The organism is Paenalicyclobacillus macrosporangiidus (assembly GCF_900116805.1).
In the GTDB taxonomy this organism is placed as follows: domain Bacteria; phylum Bacillota; class Bacilli; order Alicyclobacillales; family Alicyclobacillaceae; genus Alicyclobacillus_H; species Alicyclobacillus_H macrosporangiidus.
The window spans coordinates 33,742-53,052 of record NZ_FPBV01000014.1; the positions used below are offsets into that span (position 1 = coordinate 33,742).

At 67.0% G+C, this 19,311-nt stretch carries 20 protein-coding genes; 1 reads left to right on the forward strand and 19 read right to left on the reverse strand.

The genetic code is table 11. The annotated features are described in order from the left end of the window. Positions 1-13: 13 nt before the first annotated feature. From recO to rpsU, 11 genes are all read right to left on the reverse strand, one after another. Positions 14-946: a DNA repair protein RecO gene (gene recO, locus BM357_RS12065; protein WP_074953636.1), complete on the reverse strand. Its 933-nt coding sequence runs from the start codon at positions 944-946 to the stop codon at positions 14-16. Positions 947-986: 40 nt separating this feature from the next. Then, a complete protein-coding gene (locus BM357_RS12070) occupies positions 987-1,133 on the reverse strand; it encodes a YqzL family protein (RefSeq protein ID WP_074953639.1) in 147 nt (48 codons plus the stop codon). Between the two features lie 124 nt (positions 1,134-1,257). Continuing rightward, positions 1,258-2,172 carry a GTPase Era gene (gene era / locus BM357_RS12075; RefSeq protein ID WP_074953641.1) on the reverse strand — a complete coding sequence of 305 codons (915 nt, stop codon included), beginning with the start codon at positions 2,170-2,172 and terminating at the stop codon, positions 1,258-1,260. After that, positions 2,169-2,705 carry a diacylglycerol kinase family protein gene (locus BM357_RS12080; RefSeq protein WP_074953643.1) on the reverse strand — a complete coding sequence of 179 codons (537 nt, stop codon included), beginning with the start codon at positions 2,703-2,705 and terminating at the stop codon, positions 2,169-2,171. Before BM357_RS12080 ends, era begins: the two co-directional genes overlap by 4 nt. 5 nt (positions 2,706-2,710) lie before the next feature. Then, positions 2,711-3,175: an rRNA maturation RNase YbeY gene (gene ybeY, locus BM357_RS12085; protein ID WP_074953645.1), complete on the reverse strand. Its 465-nt coding sequence runs from the start codon at positions 3,173-3,175 to the stop codon at positions 2,711-2,713. Next, positions 3,172-5,292 carry an HD family phosphohydrolase gene (locus BM357_RS12090; protein WP_074953647.1) on the reverse strand — a complete coding sequence of 707 codons (2,121 nt, stop codon included), beginning with the start codon at positions 5,290-5,292 and terminating at the stop codon, positions 3,172-3,174. Before BM357_RS12090 ends, ybeY begins: the two co-directional genes overlap by 4 nt. 63 nt (positions 5,293-5,355) lie before the next feature. Then, a complete protein-coding gene (locus tag BM357_RS12095) occupies positions 5,356-6,327 on the reverse strand; it encodes a PhoH family protein (protein ID WP_074953649.1) in 972 nt (323 codons plus the stop codon). 48 nt (positions 6,328-6,375) lie between these two features. Then, complete coding sequence (gene yqfD, locus BM357_RS12100; protein ID WP_074953652.1) at positions 6,376-7,545, reverse strand: sporulation protein YqfD; 1,170 nt, start codon at positions 7,543-7,545, stop codon at positions 6,376-6,378. After that, positions 7,545-7,853 (reverse strand): YabP/YqfC family sporulation protein, encoded by a 309-nt coding sequence (locus tag BM357_RS12105; RefSeq protein ID WP_074953655.1) that lies wholly within the window; start codon positions 7,851-7,853, stop codon positions 7,545-7,547. The genes yqfD and BM357_RS12105 overlap by 1 nt, the downstream gene beginning before the upstream one ends. A 234-nt stretch (positions 7,854-8,087) precedes the next feature. Beyond that, positions 8,088-8,528 carry a GatB/YqeY domain-containing protein gene (locus BM357_RS12110; protein WP_074953657.1) on the reverse strand — a complete coding sequence of 147 codons (441 nt, stop codon included), beginning with the start codon at positions 8,526-8,528 and terminating at the stop codon, positions 8,088-8,090. 25 nt (positions 8,529-8,553) lie between these two features. Next, on the reverse strand, positions 8,554-8,733 hold the full coding sequence (rpsU, locus tag BM357_RS12115) for a 30S ribosomal protein S21 (RefSeq protein ID WP_029420811.1): 180 nt from the start codon (positions 8,731-8,733) through the stop codon (positions 8,554-8,556). A 142-nt stretch (positions 8,734-8,875) separates the two neighbouring features. On the opposite strand from rpsU, the gene BM357_RS12120 reads away from it, so the two are divergent. Then, entirely contained in the window at positions 8,876-9,811 is a 936-nt protein-coding gene (locus tag BM357_RS12120; protein ID WP_074953815.1) for a Na/Pi cotransporter family protein, read from the forward strand. On the opposite strand, the gene deoC is transcribed toward BM357_RS12120, so the two are convergent. From deoC to hrcA, 8 genes are all read right to left on the reverse strand, one after another. Further along, positions 9,785-11,062: a deoxyribose-phosphate aldolase gene (gene deoC, locus BM357_RS12125; RefSeq protein ID WP_074953659.1), complete on the reverse strand. Its 1,278-nt coding sequence runs from the start codon at positions 11,060-11,062 to the stop codon at positions 9,785-9,787. The two genes, BM357_RS12120 and deoC, sit on opposite strands and share 27 nt — an antisense overlap. A gap of 24 nt (positions 11,063-11,086) precedes the next feature. Continuing rightward, positions 11,087-12,520, reverse strand: a complete 1,434-nt coding sequence (mtaB, locus tag BM357_RS12130) for a tRNA (N(6)-L-threonylcarbamoyladenosine(37)-C(2))-methylthiotransferase MtaB (protein WP_074953662.1) — start codon at positions 12,518-12,520, stop codon at positions 11,087-11,089. A gap of 6 nt (positions 12,521-12,526) precedes the next feature. Further along, positions 12,527-13,285 (reverse strand): RsmE family RNA methyltransferase, encoded by a 759-nt coding sequence (locus tag BM357_RS12135; protein ID WP_074953665.1) that lies wholly within the window; start codon positions 13,283-13,285, stop codon positions 12,527-12,529. After that, the gene (gene prmA, locus BM357_RS12140; RefSeq protein WP_074953668.1) at positions 13,285-14,232 is read right to left on the reverse strand and encodes a 50S ribosomal protein L11 methyltransferase; all 948 of its coding nucleotides are present in this window, start codon (positions 14,230-14,232) and stop codon (positions 13,285-13,287) included. The genes BM357_RS12135 and prmA overlap by 1 nt, the downstream gene beginning before the upstream one ends. 59 nt (positions 14,233-14,291) lie before the next feature. Next, positions 14,292-15,428, reverse strand: coding sequence for a molecular chaperone DnaJ (gene dnaJ / locus BM357_RS12145; protein WP_074953672.1), 1,137 nt, complete (start codon positions 15,426-15,428; stop codon positions 14,292-14,294). 100 nt (positions 15,429-15,528) lie between these two features. Further along, the gene (gene dnaK, locus BM357_RS12150) at positions 15,529-17,358 is read right to left on the reverse strand and encodes a molecular chaperone DnaK (RefSeq protein ID WP_074953675.1); all 1,830 of its coding nucleotides are present in this window, start codon (positions 17,356-17,358) and stop codon (positions 15,529-15,531) included. 87 nt (positions 17,359-17,445) lie between these two features. Further along, positions 17,446-18,105, reverse strand: a complete 660-nt coding sequence (gene grpE / locus BM357_RS12155; RefSeq protein WP_074953677.1) for a nucleotide exchange factor GrpE — start codon at positions 18,103-18,105, stop codon at positions 17,446-17,448. A gap of 76 nt (positions 18,106-18,181) precedes the next feature. Then, complete coding sequence (hrcA, locus tag BM357_RS12160; protein ID WP_074953818.1) at positions 18,182-19,225, reverse strand: heat-inducible transcriptional repressor HrcA; 1,044 nt, start codon at positions 19,223-19,225, stop codon at positions 18,182-18,184. Between the last annotated feature and the right edge of the window lie 86 nt (positions 19,226-19,311).

A 19,311-nucleotide genomic window follows, 5' to 3' on the forward strand; every position in this document is an offset into this window, starting at 1 on the left:
GAGTATATACCATCTAAGGCGAGTTTTCATCGCGCTCGCGGCGCGCCAGCCGTTCCCCCTCCTCCTCCAGGCTCGAGAGGCCGTCGAGAAATTCACGAGACCTCGGAGAAACGCCGGCAAACTCCCGCAATTGCAGCCGGAGGACCTGGTCCAGTGCGCGTAGCGTCGAGCGGTTCAACTGGACGGACCCCAGCCGGTTCCAGGGCACGTGGGTGAACAGGTGCAGGATGCGCGGCAGCGCGGCGGGAACCGGCAGGATACCAGGGCCCGGTGACACAAGGGGCTTTCCGTCGGGCCCTGGCGCGGCTGGCATCTCCCGGCAGCGCGGGCAGATGAGTCCGCCGTGGACCGGGCTGTATCCGGGAGCCGCCGGGCTGGGCGCCGCACCGCTCCCATCCCGCCCCCCGTCCGTGCCTGTCCCGGATGTCGCAGCGTTCGTCGCCCCACTCCCATGTGTGCCTGCCCCGAGGGGGGACCCGCATGCGGCGCAGCGCAGCCAGTCAGGCGCAGCCCCGAGCAAGTACAGGATCTTGGTCTCCCACATGCGGGCGAGCACCTCCGGATCGTCCCGCCCTTCCTCCAACCGGTCGAGCAAAGCCGTGAACTGGTTGAACAGGGACGCACTCCCATGCGGATACGTCTCCGAGGCCGACGCCGCCAATTCACAAAAATAGGCGGCATACGCCGCCTTGTCCAGATGTTCCCGCAAGCCGCGCCGGGAGCGGGTGATCTCCACCTGCTGCAGGTTGCCCATGCCCCGGCCTTGGTACACCGTATAAATTCCCTGTACGCAGAATTGGATCCCGGCGGCCAGCCGGCTCTGCGGCTTCTTGGCCCCTCGCGCCATGGCGCCGAGCGTCCCCGCGGGCGTCAGCAGCGTGACCACCGCGTGCGTCTCTCCGTAAGCGACCGTCCGGATCACAATCCCCTCGACATTGTACAGCAACCCTGTTCCTCCACTCCCGGCGGCTTCCCACGTGGCCGCATCACGACTCGGGGTCGTCGGGCTTCAGGTCGTCCTCCTCCACGTCCGGCTGGCGCCGGCCGGCGATCATCTGCTCGTGCTTCTTGTACAGCAGGTACGCGTCGATGTCACCCGTCAACGTGAAGTACCGCCACGAAAAATCCCGCAACCCCCATCATCCCCTCTGCACAGTTTCATCGCTGCGCGGTCACGCTCTGGGTGCGCCCTCAACGTTAGGGTGCCGCCGCCCTGCACCTGTATACGATGAAACCTGTGGCAAAGGTGTGCGCGCTTCACGGTTCGTCGAATCCCCAGCGGTGCAGCATGCCGGGCTGGTTCCGCCAATCCTTCTTCACCTTGACCCACAGCTCGAGGTAAACGCGGGTCCCGAACAACGCCTCCAGCTCCTGGCGCGCCAACTGGCCAATCTGCTTCAACATCGCCCCTCGTTTGCCGATGAGGATCGCCTTCTGGCTCTCGCGCTCCGTGTAGATCACCGCGTGCACGTACAGGACGTTCGAATCCTCGCGCCGCTCCAACTGCTCGATGTCCACCATCACCGAGTGCGGCACCTCTTCCCGGGTCAGGTGAAGCACCTTTTCGCGGATGTATTCGGCGATGATGAACCGCTCCGGGTGATCGGTCACCATGTCGTCCGGGTAGTATTTCGGCCCCTCCGGCAGCTCCGCCACCAACAGACGCTTCAGGGTATCCAACTGCGTGCCGTCCTTGGCGGACACGGGGATGATGTGCCGGAACGGGTGCACCGTGCGCAACCGATCGATGACCTCCAGCAACTGGGGCTTGGGCACCAGATCCACCTTGTTGATGACCAGCAACACCGGCGTGCGGAGCCCTGCGAGGCGTTCGAACACCAAATGGTCCTCCCGGGTTGCCGGCCGCTCCGCGTCCACCACCAACAGGACCACGTCGACCTCGCGCAGGGTCGACACCGCCGCCTCGACCATGTACTTCCCCAGCCGATGCCGGGGTTCGTGGATTCCCGGTGTGTCGATAAAGATCACCTGCGCCGCCTCGGTCGTCAGCACCCCCCGGATGCGGTTGCGGGTCGTCTGAGGCCGGCTGGACATGATGGCGACCTTCTGCCCAATCAAGGCGTTGAGCAACGTCGACTTCCCGACGTTTGGGCGGCCGATGAGGGCCGCAAATCCGGATCGAAATGCCTGTTCGCTGCGCGTCTCGTTCACTCGTTTCCCCCCTCCCCGTCATCCCATCCGAGCCGCTTGCGCTGGAGCACGCTCCGCACGGCCAAGAAACACAGCACCGACAATCCCCACAGGCTCTCCACCGCACCGAGCGGATGCGCGCTGCTGAACAACCGCCACCGCCAGGGATAAGAGGAGACGCCCAGATAGATGCCGACGCCGAGCGCCCCCATGCTCACGATGAGGACAGCGCCCGCCGCCACGTCCTTGGCGACCCCCGCGAGGGCGCGGGCGGTCCCCCCTGTGGCCAGGTCGGTCACGCGTTCCACGGCGGTATTGACCAACTCCAGCGCGATCACGGCGTGCACCGCCGCCAGTGCCCAGAGTACGAGAGCAGCGGGCGGCCGCACGGCGAGGCACCACAGGAGCAACAGGCCCCCCGCAGCAAAGTGGATTTTCATGTTGCGCTCGGTGATCAGGGCATGGCAGATCCCATCCAACGCAAACCGGAACGAATCCGCCAAAGGTCTGCGGGGACGCAACGGCCTCGCAATCGGCGGGCGGACGGCCGGCATCCTTCTCACTCCGCTTCCCGCGTCAGCCCAAGTCCGGTCAGAACCCGTTCCTGCCGCTGCATCATGTCCTGTTCGGACGCTTCGTCCGGGTGATCGTACCCCAACAGGTGCAAGAACCCGTGCACGAGGAGAAACGCCACCTCCCGCCGCACGCTGTGGCCGTACGCCTCGGCCTGGCGAACCGCGGTCGGAACGCTGACCACGACGTCTCCCAACAGCGGCAGGTCGTCGTCGCCGCCGGGCATCGGCTCCCCTTCTTGCAGGGCGAACGAGAGCACGTCCGTGGGCCGGTCGACCCCGCGGTACTGGCGATTCAATTCGTGGATCTCTTCATCGCTGACGAACGACACCGACACCTCTCCACGGACCCCCTCCTGGCGGGCGGCGGCCTCCAACACCTGTCGCACCAGGGGCTCGTCCACGCCGGAGGGCAGGGGATGACGGATGTCCACGTCGACGTGCACACTCATTTTGAAACTTCCTTTCGAATTTTATCCGGATCTGGATACTCAATCCGGGCGTGATAGATGCCTTTCAACGTCTTCATGAACGCACCGACCATCGCGTCCAGATCCTGCAGCGTCAGGTCGCACTCGTCCAATTGGCCGTCCTGCAGACGGTCCCGGATGATCTTGCGGATCACGCCCTCGACCCGGTTCGGGGTCGGCTTGCTCATGCTGCGCACCGCTGCCTCCACCGCGTCACAGATCATCAGAATGGCGCACTCCCGCGTCTTCGGCTTGGGCCCCGGGTAACGGAAGTCGTCCACCTTCACGGTGCCGTTCTTGTCCGCCTCCCGCGCCTTGTTATAAAAATACCATAATATGGTCGTTCCGTGATGCGTGGCGCAGATGTCCCGGATCGGTTTCGGCATGCCGGCTTTTTCGAGCATCTCCAGCCCGTCCGACACGTGCGACGTGATGATCAGGTGGCTGAGGCTCGGTGCAATCCGGTCGTGCGGATTGTCCTTCGTCATCTGGTTTTCGACGAAAAACAAGGGGCGCCTCGTCTTGCCCACGTCGTGATAGTACGCGCCGACCCGGCACAGGAGCGGATCGGCGCCCACCAACTCCGCAGCCGCCTCCGCCAGGTTGCCGACGATGAGGCTGTGGTGGTACGTCCCCGGCGCCTCCATCAACAGCTTCTTCAGCAACGGGTTGTTGGGATTAGACAGCTCCAGCAAACGGATGGCCGTCAGCAGGCCGAACGCCCCTTCGAAGAAGGGGAGGATGCCGATGGTCAGGACGGCGCTCCCCAATCCCCCCAGGGCCCCCAGGCCGATGTGCAGGGAGGTGGTATGCCAGTCGCCCCCCGTCTCCGTGTCCGTCAGGCTCATCGCCAGAATGCCGGCGACCTGCACCAGCGAGACGAGAAAGCCGGCGCGCATGAACGTCCCCCGGTGGGTCACCTTGTTCACCGTGTACGCCCCGACCAGGGACGACGTGAAACTGACCAGCGTCAGGCCGTAGTCGAAACCGAACGCGGCGCCGAACCATAACGACGTGAAGCACGCCGTCATCCAGGCGAGCGAGGCGTCGAGCAACACGGTGATCAGCATCGCGCCCATGGACATCGGGACCAGGTAGGCGATGGACTCCGGCCCGCCGGCGTTGACGATGCCCTTGGCCACCCGAATGATGACCGCCATCCAGATGAGGATGAGCGACAAAATCAGCAGCGACAGGTTGTCCAGGCGCCGGCGCATCCCCCGCCGCTCGATGTAGCTGGCCAACAGGCCGCCCAGGATCAACATGAACAGCGCGAATCCGGCCAACACCCCGTAGTTCGGATGGCTCCGGTACAGGCCGACGTCCCTCAACTGGCTGAGGACGGTGTCGGTGATCACCTCGTTCTTGTTGACAATCACCTGGCCCTTGTGGATGTACTTGTCGGGGACGGCCTTCGCCGCCGCCTGCCGCGCGGCTTCGGTGGCGTCCGGCTGATACACCATGTTCGGCTTGAGGACGCTGACCACCACGTTCTGGACAATCAGCCGCGACACCCGGTCGAGGTCGTAGTTGAGCATCTGCCGGTCCACCAACAGACCCGCCTGCTGCGCCGCCTCCTGGTTGAACGGTTGATCCAGCAGGTCGTGGACGATGCGGTCCGCCACGCTCTGCAGGATGCTGATCTGCCGGCTGTCGAGGCCGACCAGCGCCTGAAGCGTCGACTGGGACACCTGTTTGGGCGCGATGGCCGCCAGTGACTCAATCCGTTCCGCCTGCGTGAGCTGCTTGTCCGACACCACCTTGATGGCCGCGCCGAACAGCGTGTCCACCTGCTGCAGCGCCTGTTGTTCGACCGCCGGAGACTGGACGTATTGCTTCGGCACCTTGGCCATCGCGGCCTGCCGTTCTTCTTCCGTGGCCTTGGTGTCCACCGCCGTGATGGGCGCCCGGATGGTGACCGGGCTGGTCTGCCCGACCTGGAAATCGTAGCGTGGCGGCAAGACCGTCCCCACCAGCACCAGGTACAAGACCACCAGGGCTCCGACGTACAACACCAGGCGGATGCGCCGGTTCTCGCGGAATCCGGGGTCGTCGAGCCATTGGCGGATGGCCAAGCTCCAGGTTGACCACAAGTTCATATCCCTTATCCCCTTGTGTGCGTGTCCGCGCGGGAATGGGGCGCGGACAGCGCCACGCCCGGATCAGCGCTGCGCGTTCGCCGAGGTCTCGTATGCCTCGATGATGCGCTGAACCAGGTGATGCCGGACGACGTCGTCACCGCTGAAGTGGCAGAAGGCGATCCCGTCGATGCCCCGCAGAATGCGCTCCGCCTGCACCAAGCCGGACGGCCGGCCGGGCGGCAGATCGATTTGTGTGACGTCGCCCGTGATCACCATTTTCGACCCAAACCCCAGGCGTGTCAAAAACATCTTCATTTGCTCGGCGGTCGTGTTCTGGGCTTCGTCCAGGATGACGAACGAGTCGTCGAGCGTGCGCCCGCGCATGTACGCGAGCGGGGCGATCTCGATGCTGCCGCGCTCCAGCGCACGCTGCACCTGCTCCGGGCCGTACACGTCGTACAGGGCGTCGTAGATGGGCCGCAGGTACGGATCCACCTTTTCCTGCAAATCCCCCGGAAGAAAGCCCAAGTTCTCCCCCGCCTCGACCGCGGGCCGGGTCAACACAATCCGCTTGACGTCGCCCCGCTTGAGGGCCGCCACCGCCATCGCCACCGCGAGGTACGTCTTCCCGGTCCCGGCCGGGCCGATGCCGAACACGATGTCCTGGCGCCGGATGGCCTCGACGTAACGCCGTTGGCCCAGCGTCTTGATGCGCACCGGCTTCCCCTTGAAGGTGGTCGCCACCTCGGCCGTGTACAACGGGACCAATTCGGCGATCTCGCCGCGCTTGGCCAGATCCACCGCGTGCCGGTAGTCGCCCTCCGAGAGATGGACACCCAGTTGGGACAGTTGCGTCACCGCCTTCATGAGCGCGACCATGGTGTCGACTTCCGCAGCGTCACCCGCAAAGGACACCTCGGTCCCCCGCATCGTCACCTTCGCCGCAAACGCCTCATCGAGGAGCCGCAGCAGCGCGTCGTGCGGCCCCAGGACGGAGACCGCTTCGTCGTTGTTGGCAAACGCCCACCTGCGGACGATGATGTCCTGCCCCAACCAGCCACCACTCCTTCACGCCCGCGCCCCGTCCGGTTCCGTTGGGGTCTAGCGAAGGGGGGCGGGAACGCCGATGTCTTCTTCGGTTCGTGTCAATACCGTCGCGTATAGCTTACCATGTGCCACTTGGGACTGTAAAACCGTCTGTCCCAACACCGTCCCTTCCCCCATCTGGCGGCGGACGTCCTGCGCGGCCAGCTCCAGCGCGCGGGCGCGCGCGGCCTGCTCGCTGAGCGCCACCTGGGAGGCCGTCGCCTCGTACAGCGTCACCTTGCGCCACTGCACCGGCAGCCGCCAGGGACCGACGTGCCAGTCGGTATCGTCGTCTCGTTCATAGCTGGCGGCGAACGCGGGCTCCCGCCAGCCCCATGCCCGGATGGCCCAGCCGCCCAGGACGAGGTAGCCCCGCTCCGCCTTCTCTCCCGTCAGCGCCTGCACCTGAAGCGTCAAGGGCACCTGCACGCGCGACGTGTACCAGACCTCTGCCAACACCTTTCCGTCCGCAGGGACCCTGGCCGCGCCGCCGCCCAAGGCCCCCGAGACCAGCACCTGCCCCGGGCGGACCACCTGACCGGGGCGCACCAGCGCTTGTCCGCGCGTCGCAAACACCTTTTGAATCACGGCGGGCTTCCCTGCGACCAGGTTGCGCGGCGCCGTGGACCCCGACGCCGGGCCCGACACCCGTTCCACGGCCTCCAGCCGCGCTTTGCTCCCGTCCATCTGGACGCCGACCCACACCATCGACGGGGCTCGGCGGAGGATTTCCGCCTGAAGCGTCTGGGTGTCCGGCAACGCCCTCCGGAACACCGCTGGCCTCAGGCCGCTGTCCCGGGCCGCTTGCAGCAGCGTCATCCGCCCCTCGTCGCTGATCTGGCCCCCCACGTCCACCTGCCACACGACGGACCCCAGTCCGTACATCACCAGCACGAACAGGACCGCCCCCGCCAAGAAGAAGGGCCGCCGCCGGGCACGACGGACCGTGAATGCGAGGCCCCTGCGTTTGAGGATCCGAAAACGCACCCGGTGGCGCCGGCACAGCGCGTGCAGCGTTCTGAACTGTCCCAGGGAGACGGTCAGGGTGCAGCGGCTGCCGCGGACGCGGACACCGCGCAACCGCACCCCTTGCCGGGCACACTGGCCCAACACGGTGGAGATGGCCTCTCCGCGCAATTCCAAGTCCAGCGATCCCCCGAACCGCACGCCCCCCCGAGCCGCCATCATCCTCTTCCTCCTGGACCCGGTGGTTGCAGGCGGCGGTACGTGATCCGGTCCACGCGGCCTGACACGTGGACTTCTCCGCTCGCGACCAACTGGACCGTGAACGCGTCCCCTTCCAGCCGCACAGCCATCTCCCCGAGGTCAATCTCCACCTCTTTTTCATCGACGTGCAGCAGCGACACCGCTTGTTCGACGACCACCTCCTGGCCGCCGACGCACGTCAGGCGGGCGACGCGCTGCAGGGCGTCCTGGGGCAGCGCCAACAGGTCCGTGACGGTCCGCTGAATCCTGCGCTTCCAACCGTGCATCCCCGTCCCCTCCTCCCGGCCGATGTGCGATGGTCCCTCTTTCAATGGGTATGACAAGTCCATGCGGACTAGCACCGGGACCTGGCACCGAACCCGGAGGACAGACCAGAGTGCGCCCAAAAGCGTAAAAAGCCGCCGGTTCATCCGCCCTGAACGGGCCTGGATGAAACGGCGGCCACCGTGTACGCAAGCTCTTCAACTGAACCCCCGCATCGGGGGAAACTCGCCTGGAAGCTACAGCAGGGACTGCACCACCTGCTGAACCACACGTCCGTCCGCACGCCCGCGGACCTTCGGCATCAGGGCGGACATGACCTTGCCCATGTCCGATTTTCCCTTCGCGCCGACCTCGGCGATCACTTCCGCAGCCAGATGGCGCAGGTCCTCCTCCGTCAGCGGCTCGGGCAGGTAACTCGTCAGAATCTCAATCTCCTGGCGCGCCTCTTCGGCCAAGTCGGTTCGTCCGGCACTCTCGAACGCCTGGAGGGAGTCTCGGCGCTGTTTGAGTTCCTTTTGAATCACGGCGAGGATGCCCTCGTCGTCCAGGGGCGCACCCGTTTCAATCTCGCGGTTCTTCATGGCCGACCGCACCATGCGGATGACGGACAGGCGCACCTTGTCCTTGGCTTTCATCGCGTGCTTCATGTCCTCAGACAGGCGCTCCGAAAGACTCATGCGAACGGCCTCCTGCTCGTTTGACTCAGTACGCGCGCCGCTTCTTGCGCGCCGCTTCTGCCTTCTTCTTGCGCGCCACGCTCGGCTTCTCATAGTGGGACCGTTTGCGGATCTCCGCCAACACTCCGTCCTTCGCGGTCGCTTTCTTGAAGCGCCGAAGTGCACTGTCCAGAGATTCGTTTTTGCGAACTTTGATTCCGGACATCGATCTCCCTCCCTCCGCCCCAGGCAAATCGTGAATCAGACGTATTATAGTACACCCGCGAACACGCTGTCAAACCGCTTCCAGCCGTGCAGGCATGACCCTCGCAAACCGTTCATAGGTTGAGAAGGTGGAGGTGTTGTCCGTGTTCTGGAACCTGGCGACGGCCGCCGCAGCGCTGTTCGTCTTCATCGGAGGCCTGCAGGTCATGCGGGCAGGGCTCGAGGCCATGGTCGACAGCCGCCTTCCCGACCTCCTGCATCGGTTGGCGCGCACACCCGGCCGGGGCATCTTGACCGGCACCGTGATCACCGCCCTCGTCCAGAGCAGCGCCGCCATCACCGCCGCCACCGTCGGATTGGTCGCCGGCGGCAGCCTGGCGTTCCAGGACGCCCTCGGCATCGTGCTCGGGGCCAACGTCGGATCGACCATCACGCCTCAGTTGCTCACGCTCGATCTCACAGCGGCCGCCGTCGTGACCCTCGCCATCGGCACCGCCGGTTGGATGTCGGGCGGCCCGCGTGTGCGTCAGATGAGCCGGGCGCTCACCGGTTTCTCGTGCGTGTTCATCGCGTTGCACGTCCTGGAGCTGGCCCTGCAGCCGGTGGCCAAAACGGTGTGGTTTCAGGCCTGGCTTCAGGGGGCGGCCGGAAATCCCGTGTCCGCGCTCCTCACCGGGTGCCTGGCCAGCGTCATCGTCCAGTCGAGCACGGTGACCACCGTGATTGCCATGACCCTCGCCGCCGATGGCGTGCTGCCCGTGCCGGCCGGCATCGCCATCGTGTTCGGCGCCAACGTCGGCACGTGCGTGACGTCCGTGATCGCGTCCATCGGCCAGATCCGTCCCGCGCAGCAGGTGGCCCTCGCGCACGTGCTGCTCAACGCCGGCGGCGCGTTGGCGTTCCTGCCCCTGCTCGGGCCTTACAGCCGCCTCATGGCCGCCCTCGCGGGCAGCCCGGCGCAGCAGATCGCCAACGCCCACACCGTGTTCAACGTGCTGTGCACGCTCCTCGTCTGGCCGATGGCCCACCCGTTCGCCCGGTTGGTGGAACGGTTACTGCCGGACCATCGCCACGCCTGAACTGGTGCCGATGCGCGTGGCCCCGTAGCGCATCATCGCCAAGGCGTCCGCACGCGTACGCACGCCGCCCGCTGCCTTCACACCACGGCCCGCGGCCGCCCGGGCCATCAGGGCCACATCGGCGAGGCGCGCGCCCGTCGGCGCGAAGCCGGTGGAGGTCTTGACGAAATCGGCGCCGGCTGCGGCCGCCGCCATCGCCGCCATGCAGACCTGCGCATAGGTGAGGAAGTGGGTCTCCAGAATGGCTTTCACCATCACGCCGGGGTGCCGATGCGCCGCTTCGCACACGCGCCGCACGTGTTCATGCACCGTCCAGACGTCGTCCTCGCGCATGGACCCGACCGGGATCACCATGTCGATCTCGCCGGCCCCCGCCCGGATCACCGCCTCCGCCTCGGCGGCCAGCGCGTCCGGATGGGCGGCCCCCAACGGGAACCCGATGACCGTGCAGATCCCGACCGGAGTCCCTGCCAGCGCCTGCTTGGCCAACGCCACATGCTGCGGGTTGACACACACGGCGTGAAAACGGAATGCCGCGGCGTCGCGGCAGAGGTTGAGAATGTCGACCGCAGAAACCTCCGGTTTGAGCAGCGTGTGCTCGATGGCGCCCGCCAACGCCTCCGGTCCCACCGTCCGCGGCAGCACCGGTGTGTCCGCCGTCCACCGGATGTGCGGCGCCACCACCGCCAACTCTTTGGCGACCGCCGCCGTCAGGTCGTCCACCAGCGGACGCACCTCGTGCCAAAGAGCGTCCAGGGCCGCCGGTTCGAAGCTCGCCTGCACACCCCGCCAACGCGTCTCCCAGCCGCCCTTGTGCCACCGCCACAGGACATCCGCCTTGGCGAAGACCCAGGACCAGTTGTCGTACCCTCGCTCGGCATGCCGCGCCTCGGCCTGTGCCCAGGGCAGAAAATAGGCCCCCCGGACCTCCTCGGCCTGGTGGGCCGGCTCGTCCTGTTCGTCAATTTCCTCCATCAAGAACAGCCGCACCTGCTTGCGCACCGGAACCCCGTCCCGTTCTATCCGGTACTCCACCCGTCCCAGAGGGCAGAGGATGCGCGATTCAATCCCCGTCTCCTCGCGCACCTCGCGTACCGCCGCGTCCTCCCAGGTCTCCCCGGGCTCCAGATGCCCCTTCGGAAACGACACGCGCCCGTACTGGTCGTCAATCAACAGCACTTCGAGCCCGCGCGCTCCCTGCCGGAGCACGAATCCGCCGGCCGCTCGTTCCACCCGCTCCGCTTGCGTCACGTCGGTCCTCCTCCCGCGTTGCCCCTACGCCTTGACCGGGGCCGCCGTGTCCAACACCGCACCGGCCGCTTCCAGATCCACTTCGGCGTGCGTCACCTGGCCTGCGAACCGCCCCACCTGCACCTGGCCGCCCGCCTCGGTGAGCACCACCCGGCACACCTCGCCCATCAGCGTTTCCGCCGCCACCCCGTCCGGCACCGGGAAGGCCACTTTCAGGTAGTTGTCGGCGTGACCCACCAGCCAGAATCCCGGCCGGCCGTCCGGACCCTGACCCGGTCGCACGCCGCGGCCCTCCAGGTGCAGTGGTTCCTCCGGGATCACCTCCAGCGTCCGGCCGACGTGCGCCGCTGCGTACGTCCTGGCCAAGTCCTCGGAGAGCCGCAGCATCCGCTGAACACGCGCCTCCTTCACCTCTTCGGGCACCTGGTCAGTGAACCGGGCCGCCGGCGTCCCCTTGCGTGGCGAGTACGGAAACACGTGCAACTGGGAAAACGCCATCTCGCGCACGAAGGCTGCCGACGCCTCAAAATACGCATCCGTCTCACCCGGGAATCCGACGATGACGTCCGTGGTGACAGCCACGTCCGGCAGCGCAGCCCGCAGCCGCGCCAACTTATCCGCATACTCGGCGACCCGGTAGTGGCGGTTCATCCTCCGCAACACCTCGTCGTGCCCGGCCTGCAGGGGGATGTGCAGGTGGCGGCACACCTTGCGGGAACGGCCGAGGACGTCAATCAACCGGTCGTCGATCTCGCTGGCCTCAATGGAGCTGATGCGCACCCGGTACAACTCGTCAATCCGCTCCAGCTCCTCCAGCAGGTGCGACAGGCGGTAGCCGTCCAGATCCGCGCCGTAGCCGCCGGTGTGGATGCCGGTGAGCACAATCTCCCGGTAACCCGCCTTCGCCAGCTTCGTCGCCTGCGCGACGATGTTCTCCGGCTTGCGGCTGCGGATGAGGCCGCGCGCGTACGGAATGATGCAGAAGGTGCAGAAGTTGTTGCATCCGTCCTGGATCTTCAGGTTCGCGCGCGTGCGCTCCTCGAAGAACGGCACGTCCATCTCCTCGAATTCGCGCGTCTTGAGGATATTGCCCACCGCCTGGTAAGGGTGTTGCTCCCGCTGCACCTGTTCCACCAGGCGGACAATTTGCGTCTTTCGATCATTGCCGACCACGAGATCGACCCCGGCGATCTTCGCCACTTCGTCCGGCGCCACCTGGGCGTAGCAGCCGGTCACCACCACCGTCGCATCCGGGTTGGTGCGCACCGCCCGGCGGATCATCTGCCGCGACTTGCGGTCGCCCGTGTTGGTCACGGTGCAGGTGTTGATGACGTACACGTCGGCCCGTTCATCGAACGGCACCTGCTGGTACCCGGCCGCCTTGAACAGGCGCCAGATGGCTTCCGTATCGTAGAAGTTCACCTTGCAGCCCAGCGTGTGAAACGCCACCGTCGGCATCCGGCATCACCTCCTGAACTCGCCGTCATGGTACAAAATCGCGGCGAGCGCCGCCAGCCCCGCCGTCTCGGTGCGCAGGATACGCCGCCCGAGCGTCACCGGCGCGGCGCCGTGCGCCATGAATCCGGCCCGCTCCGCGTCGTCCCAGCCGCCCTCCGGCCCGATGGCGATGGCGATGGGGCCATCCCCACCGCCAGCCGCCGGATCCTCGAGAGCCTGGCGGAGCCCGCGAGCGACCTCCTGCTCATCGAGCAAAAACACGCGCCGGACCGACCGCGCCTCGAGCCATCGCATGACCTCGTCGACGCCGGAGGCGTACGCCACCTCCGGGATGGCGTCCCGCTGCGCCTGCGAAGCCGCTTCCCGCGCGATCCGCCGCCAGCGAACGAGCCGCTCCTCCGCCCGGCGCCCGTCCATGCGGACGACCGACCGCGCCGCCGCCAACACGGCGAAACCGGCCGCGCCCGCTTCGGTGTTGTGCTGAATCACGGCCTCTATTTTATCACCCTTCGCCAGCCCCTGGACCAGGTACACCGGGCGCCTGGGTTCCGACGAGGGCAGCAGCGCCCCGACCACGACCTCCACCCATCCGCGGCGGGCGTCCACGGCCACCACCTCGGCCAGGTGCGCGCGGCCACCGGACGCGAGCGCCAGCTCCTCCCCAGGGCGCGCGCGCAGCACCCGGCTGAAGTGGTGGCCGTCCTCCCCCGTGAGCGTCACGCGCGCCCCCGGGAAGAGCGGCGCGTCAACGAACGCACGCGGCATCACGGCTGTCTCACCGCCACGAGGGCCACCCAGTCATCCCGCTGGAGGCGGCGTTCGACGGTGAAGCCGGCCTGGCGGAGCGCCTGCTCCACCTGTCCCGCCTGGGTATGGATAAATCCGGAAGTGATGAACCACCCGCCCGGGTTCAGGGCCCGGGCCGCCTGAGGCGCCAGGGCAATCACGATGTCGCGCAGGATGTTGGCGACCGCCCCGTCGTACCGGTGCGGAAGCGGAAACCCGCGCAAGAGATCGCCCTCCCGCACCGTGACCACGCCAGTCAACCCGTTGTCGCGGACATTTGCGCCGGCCGCCCGGACCGCGACCGGATCGATGTCAATCGCCGTCACCTCCGCCGCGCCCAAGCGCGCCGCCCCGATGGACAGCACGCCCGTCCCGCAGCCGATGTCGATGACCCGCCGGCCCTCCACGGGCAGATCCTCCATCGCCTCCAGGCACAGCTGTGTCGTCTGGTGCGTCCCGGTGCCAAACGCCATTCCGGGCTCGATGACAATCGGCAGCCGTCCGTCCGTTTCCGCCTCGTCCGACAGCCACCTCGGCACGATGATGAACCGCCGCCCCACCGGGATCGGCGAGAAGTCCTCCTTCCACGCCGACGCCCAGCTCTCCTCGTCCATCTGCTCGCCGCGCACCGAATCGAGGGCTTCCCCCACGTCCAGGCCCGCCGACGCCACCACGGCCAGGTCTTCTGCGAGGCGCGCCCGCCACACGGCCTCCGCCACGGTCTCCGGCACGTACACCGTCACCTGGATGACGTCGCTGTTCAGAAGCGACTCGTCGAACCATTCGCCGTACTCCGGGTGGGGCGGCGTTGCGTCCCACACCCCCTCCATCGCCACGCCCTGCACCTCGGGCCAGTCCTGCAACCGGGCCGCCAGGGCTTCACTCGCCTCCGCCGGCACCGCCAGGCGAATCTGCCACCACTTCATGCGCTACGCTCCCATCTGCGAAGAACGCCCGGCTCGTGGCCGGGCGCCCTCCACCATCTTCAGTTGTCGCCCAGAAAGGCGCTTTTCATCCGCTCGATGAATGTCCGCGACTGTTCCTGAGGCGGTCGCCCCAGCTCCTTGCCGAGCTCACGCAGCAGCTCCCGCTGCCGCTCCGTCAGGTTCGTCGGCGTGATGACGTGCACCCGCACGTGCTGATCCCCGCGCGCATTCGTTCCGAGCTTCGGGATGCCCTTGCCGCGCAGGCGGAAGGTGGTCCCCGACTGAGTCCCCTCCGGGATCCTGAGCTTCACCTTGCCGTCGAGGGTCGGCACTTCCACCTCGTCCCCCAGGGCCGCCTGCACGAACGTCAGCGGGAAATCCACGTACACATTCGTGCCTTCGCGCTCGAAGATCTCGTGCGGACGCACGCGGATGACGATGTGCAGGTCGCCCGGCTGGCCGCCGTTCGGACTGGCCTCGCCCGCGCCCGGGATGCGCAACCGCGTCCCCGTGTCGACGCCCGCCGGAACGCGGATGTTGACCGTCCGGCGCACCCGCCGCCGGCCCGTGCCGTGGCAATCCGGGCACGGGTGGGGGATGCGCACGCCGCGCCCGCGGCAGGCGCTGCACGCGCGCCGGTTGACCATGCGGCCGAACGGGGTGTTGACCACGTTCTGCTGCTCGCCTGTGCCGTTGCACACCGAGCACCGCTCGACCCGCGTCCCCGGTTTCGCGCCGGAGCCTTCGCAGGTGGAGCAGGTCTCCATCCGCGGTACTTGGATCTCTTCCTCGACGCCGAAGGCCGCGTCCTCGAAGTCGATTTCCAGCTCGTACTCGAGGTCCTGACCGCGCTGCGGCCCGCGCGGCCGGCCGCCGCCGAAGAACATGTCGAAGATGTCCCCGAAGCCGCCGAAGTCCCCGAAACCGCCGAAGCCCTGGCCGAAGTCGGACCCCGCGCCGCCCATGCCCGCCGTGGGATCCGCGTGGCCGAACTGGTCGTAATGCGCCCTCTTCTGCGGGTCGGACAGGACCTCGTACGCTTCGTTGATCTCCTTGAACTTTTCGGCCGCATTCGGATCGTCCTTGTTCACATCCGGGTGGTACTGGCGAGCCAGCTTGCGGTACGCACGTTTGATCTCGTCCGCGGACGCCGATCGGCTCACGCCGAGCACCTCGTAATAGTCCCGCTTGCTCACTGGCTGCACCCCCTTCCCCCGTGGCCGCCGGCGGGATCAACGCCACGCACGGGTCGTGGCAGGGAGACCCTCCCTGCCACGACCCCGTGTGTGCCCTCCGTCACTTCTTGTCCTCGTCGACCACCTTGTAATCCGCGTCCACCACGTTGTCCTTTGCACCGGAATCCGCGCTGCCCCCGGTCGAACCCGTATTCTGGCTGACCTGCTCATACAGCTTCGTCGACAGCTTATGCAGCACCTGCGTCAATTCGTCCGACGCCCGCTTGATGGCGTCCGTGTCGGTGCCCTCCAGGGCCTTCTTCAAGGCCTGGACCTTGTCCTCCGCCTCCTGCTTCAACCCGACGTCCAGCTTGTCGCCGAGGTCCTTCATCGTCTTCTCCGTCTGGTACACCAACTGGTCCGCCTGGTTGCGGATCTCCGCCTGTTCACGCCGCTTGCGGTCTTCTTCCGCGTGCAGCTCCGCCTCCTTCATCATGCGGTCAATCTCTTCCTTGCTCAGACCGCTGGAAGCGGTGATGGTGATGGCCTGGCTCTTGCCCGTGCCGAGGTCCTTGGCGGACACGTGCACGATGCCGTTGGCGTCGATGTCGAAGGTGACCTCAATCTGCGGCACGCCGCGCGGTGCGGGCGGGATGCCGGTCAGCGTGAAGCGGCCGAGCGTCTTGTTGTCCCGCGCCATCTCGCGTTCGCCCTGCAACACGTGGATCTCCACCGACGTCTGGTTGTCGGCCGCCGTCGAGAAGATCTGGCTCTTCGACGTCGGGATGGTGGTGTTGCGCGGAATGAGGCGCGTGAACACCCCGCCCATCGTCTCGATGCCGAGCGACAGCGGCGTGACGTCGAGCAGGACCACGTCCTTGACCTCGCCCGTCAGGACGCCCGCCTGGATGGCCGCGCCGACCGCCACCACTTCGTCGGGGTTGACCCCCTTGTGGGGCTCCTTGCCAATCAGGTTCTTGATGGCCTCCTGCACCGCTGGGATGCGAGTGGAACCGCCGACGAGGATGACCTTGTCGATGTCCTTCGCCGTCAGGCCCGCGTCCTGCAGCGCCTGGCGCGTCGGTTCGAGCGTCTTTTCCACCAGGTCGCGCGTCAGCTCCTCGAACTTCGCCCGCGTCAGATTGACCTCCAGGTGCTTGGGCCCGGTGGCGTCCGCGGAGATGAACGGCAGCGAGATGGTCGTCGTCAGCGTCGACGACAGCTCCTTCTTCGCCTTCTCGGCCGCGTCCTTCAGGCGCTGCAACGCCATCTTGTCGTTGCGCAAGTCGATGCCCGTGTCCTTCTTGAACGTGTCAATCAGGTAGTCCATGATCCGCTGGTCGAAGTCGTCGCCGCCCAGGTGGTTGTTCCCGCTGGTCGCCTTGACCTCGAACACGCCGTCCCCCAGCTCCAGGATGGACACGTCGAACGTACCGCCGCCCAGGTCGTAGACCAGGATGGTCTGCTCGCCTTCCTTGTCGAGCCCGTACGCGAGCGCCGCCGCCGTCGGCTCGTTGACGATGCGCAGCACCTCCAGCCCGGCGATGCGCCCGGCGTCCTTCGTCGCCTGCCGCTGACTGTCGCTGAAATACGCCGGGACGGTGATGACCGCCTGCTTGACCGGCTCGCCGAGGAAGGCCTCCGCGTCGGCCTTCAATTTCTGCAGGATCATGGCCGAAATCTCCTGCGGGGTGTACGCCTTGCCGTCGATGTTCACCTTGTGGTCGGTGCCCATGTGGCGCTTGATGGAGATGATGGTCCGGTCGGGGTTCGTGATGGCCTGCCGCTTGGCCACGTCGCCCACCAGGCGCTCCCCGTCCTTCGTGAACGCCACCACCGACGGGGTGGTGCGGTTGCCCTCCGCGTTCGCAATCACCACCGGCTCGCCGCCCTCCATGACGGCGACGCACGAGTTGGTCGTCCCGAGGTCAATACCAATCACTTTCGGCATGACAGACTCCTCCCTTCACACAGTCGACAATCGGTCCCCTGCGCCACGCCCGGCCATCCGCGAAGCGGCGCCGGCGGTGCGTCCGCCTCACACCGTCACCTTCACCATCGCGGGCCGCAACACCTTGTCGCGCAGCATGTACCCCCGCTGCAGCTCCTGAACGACCACGCCCGGCTCGGCGCCATCCCCGGCCGGCTCCTGCATCACCGCCTCGTGCACCGCCGGATCGAACTTCTCCCCCACCGACGGCACGGGCGTCACACCGAACTTCTCCAGGATCCCGAGCAGCTGCCGGTGCACCATCTCGACCCCCGTGCGCAGTTCCGAGGCCTCCGCGCCGGCCGCCGCCAGGGCGCGCTCGAAATTGTCCACCACCGGCAGCAGTTCCGCGAGCAATTGCTTGTTCGCAAACCACTGCAGTTCTTCCTGCTCCTGCCGCGTACGCCGCCGGAAATTGTCAAAATCCGCGCGGGCGCGCAAAAGCTGTTGGCGCAGGCGCTCGACCTCGTCGGACAGCCGGGCCACTTCCGCCGCGGCATCCGGCGCGCCCGCGCCCTCGTCCGCATCCGGTTTGGGTTCGGCCGCATCCACGGCCGGCTCCTCCGCGACCGCGGCGCCCGCTTCCGGCTGCGCAGCACCCTCCGGCGCCTCCCGCTGGGCCTCCCCAGCGGCGGCCTCATCCGCCGTCGCCGACTGCGCCCCGTCTTCCGTTCGATCCCGCTTGTGTTCCTCGTCTTCTCGCTTCACGTCAGACCTCTCCCTCCAACCAACGGGCGCCAGCCCGGACGGCCTGTCCAGGGCGCGCCGATGCGGCCGCGGGCTGTCACGACCCGGTCAGCCGCTCCGTCATCAACCGCGTCAGGGCTCCCGCCGTGTACTCCAGGATGCGCATGACGCGCGCGTAGTTCATCCGCGTCGGCCCAATCACGCCGATGCTGCCGACCGGCACCCCCGCGACCATGTACGTGGCCGACACGACGGTGCAGTCCTGCAGGTTCTCCACCGGGTTCTCCTGGCCGATGCGCACCTGCACCCCCGGTCCGGTCAGCGGCACCACATCGAGCGCCCGCCGCCAGTCGGCCGACTCCAACAGTTCCAGCACCGGCCGCACCTTCTCCACGTCCCGGAACTCCGGCTGCCCGAGCATGTTCGTCACGCCGCCCACGTACACCTGCGCCGGACCGTTGACCACGGTCTCACTCAACTGGTCCAGCACGGAGATGGCGTCCTCGTACCGTTCCAGCGTATGCGCCATCTCCGTGGCGATCTCCTGGTACAGATGGGACCGCAGATGCGCCAGGGACGTCCCGACCAACTTGGCGTTGAGCAGATTGACCATGCGCACCACCTCGCCGGGCGGGATGTCCTCCGGCAGCGTCACGTGCCGGTTCTCCACGTGCCCGGTGTCGGTGACCAGGATGGCCACCGCCGAACAGCCGCCCAGCGGCACCAACTGGATGTGCCGGATGTGCTGCTGGTGAATCATCGGCCCCAGCGCGATGGACGCGTACTGGGTCAACTGCGAGAGCACGGTCGCCGTCTGCTGGATGACCCGCTCCACCTCGTTCATCCGTTGCTGGAAGACGTCCCGCAGCACGCGGAGGGTGGCTTGGTCAATGTCCTTGCGCGTAGCCAGGTGATCCACATAGTATCGGTATCCCTTCTGGGATGGCACGCGTCCCGCGGACGTGTGGGGCTGGTCCAAATATCCTAATTCTTCCAAATCCGCCATCTCGTTTCGGATGGTCGCCGGACTCAGCTGGAAATCCTGGTGTTTGGACAGCGTCCTCGATCCGACCGGCTCGGCCGACCGGATGTAATCCTCCACGATGGCGGCCAAGATCAGTTTCTGCCTGGGCGTCAGCACGTCCACCGCCGTGCACCTCCTGAACGCGCCCGAACCCCGCGGCCGCCGTCCGGGCCGCGGCGCCAAGTCTGTTAGCACTCACTCGG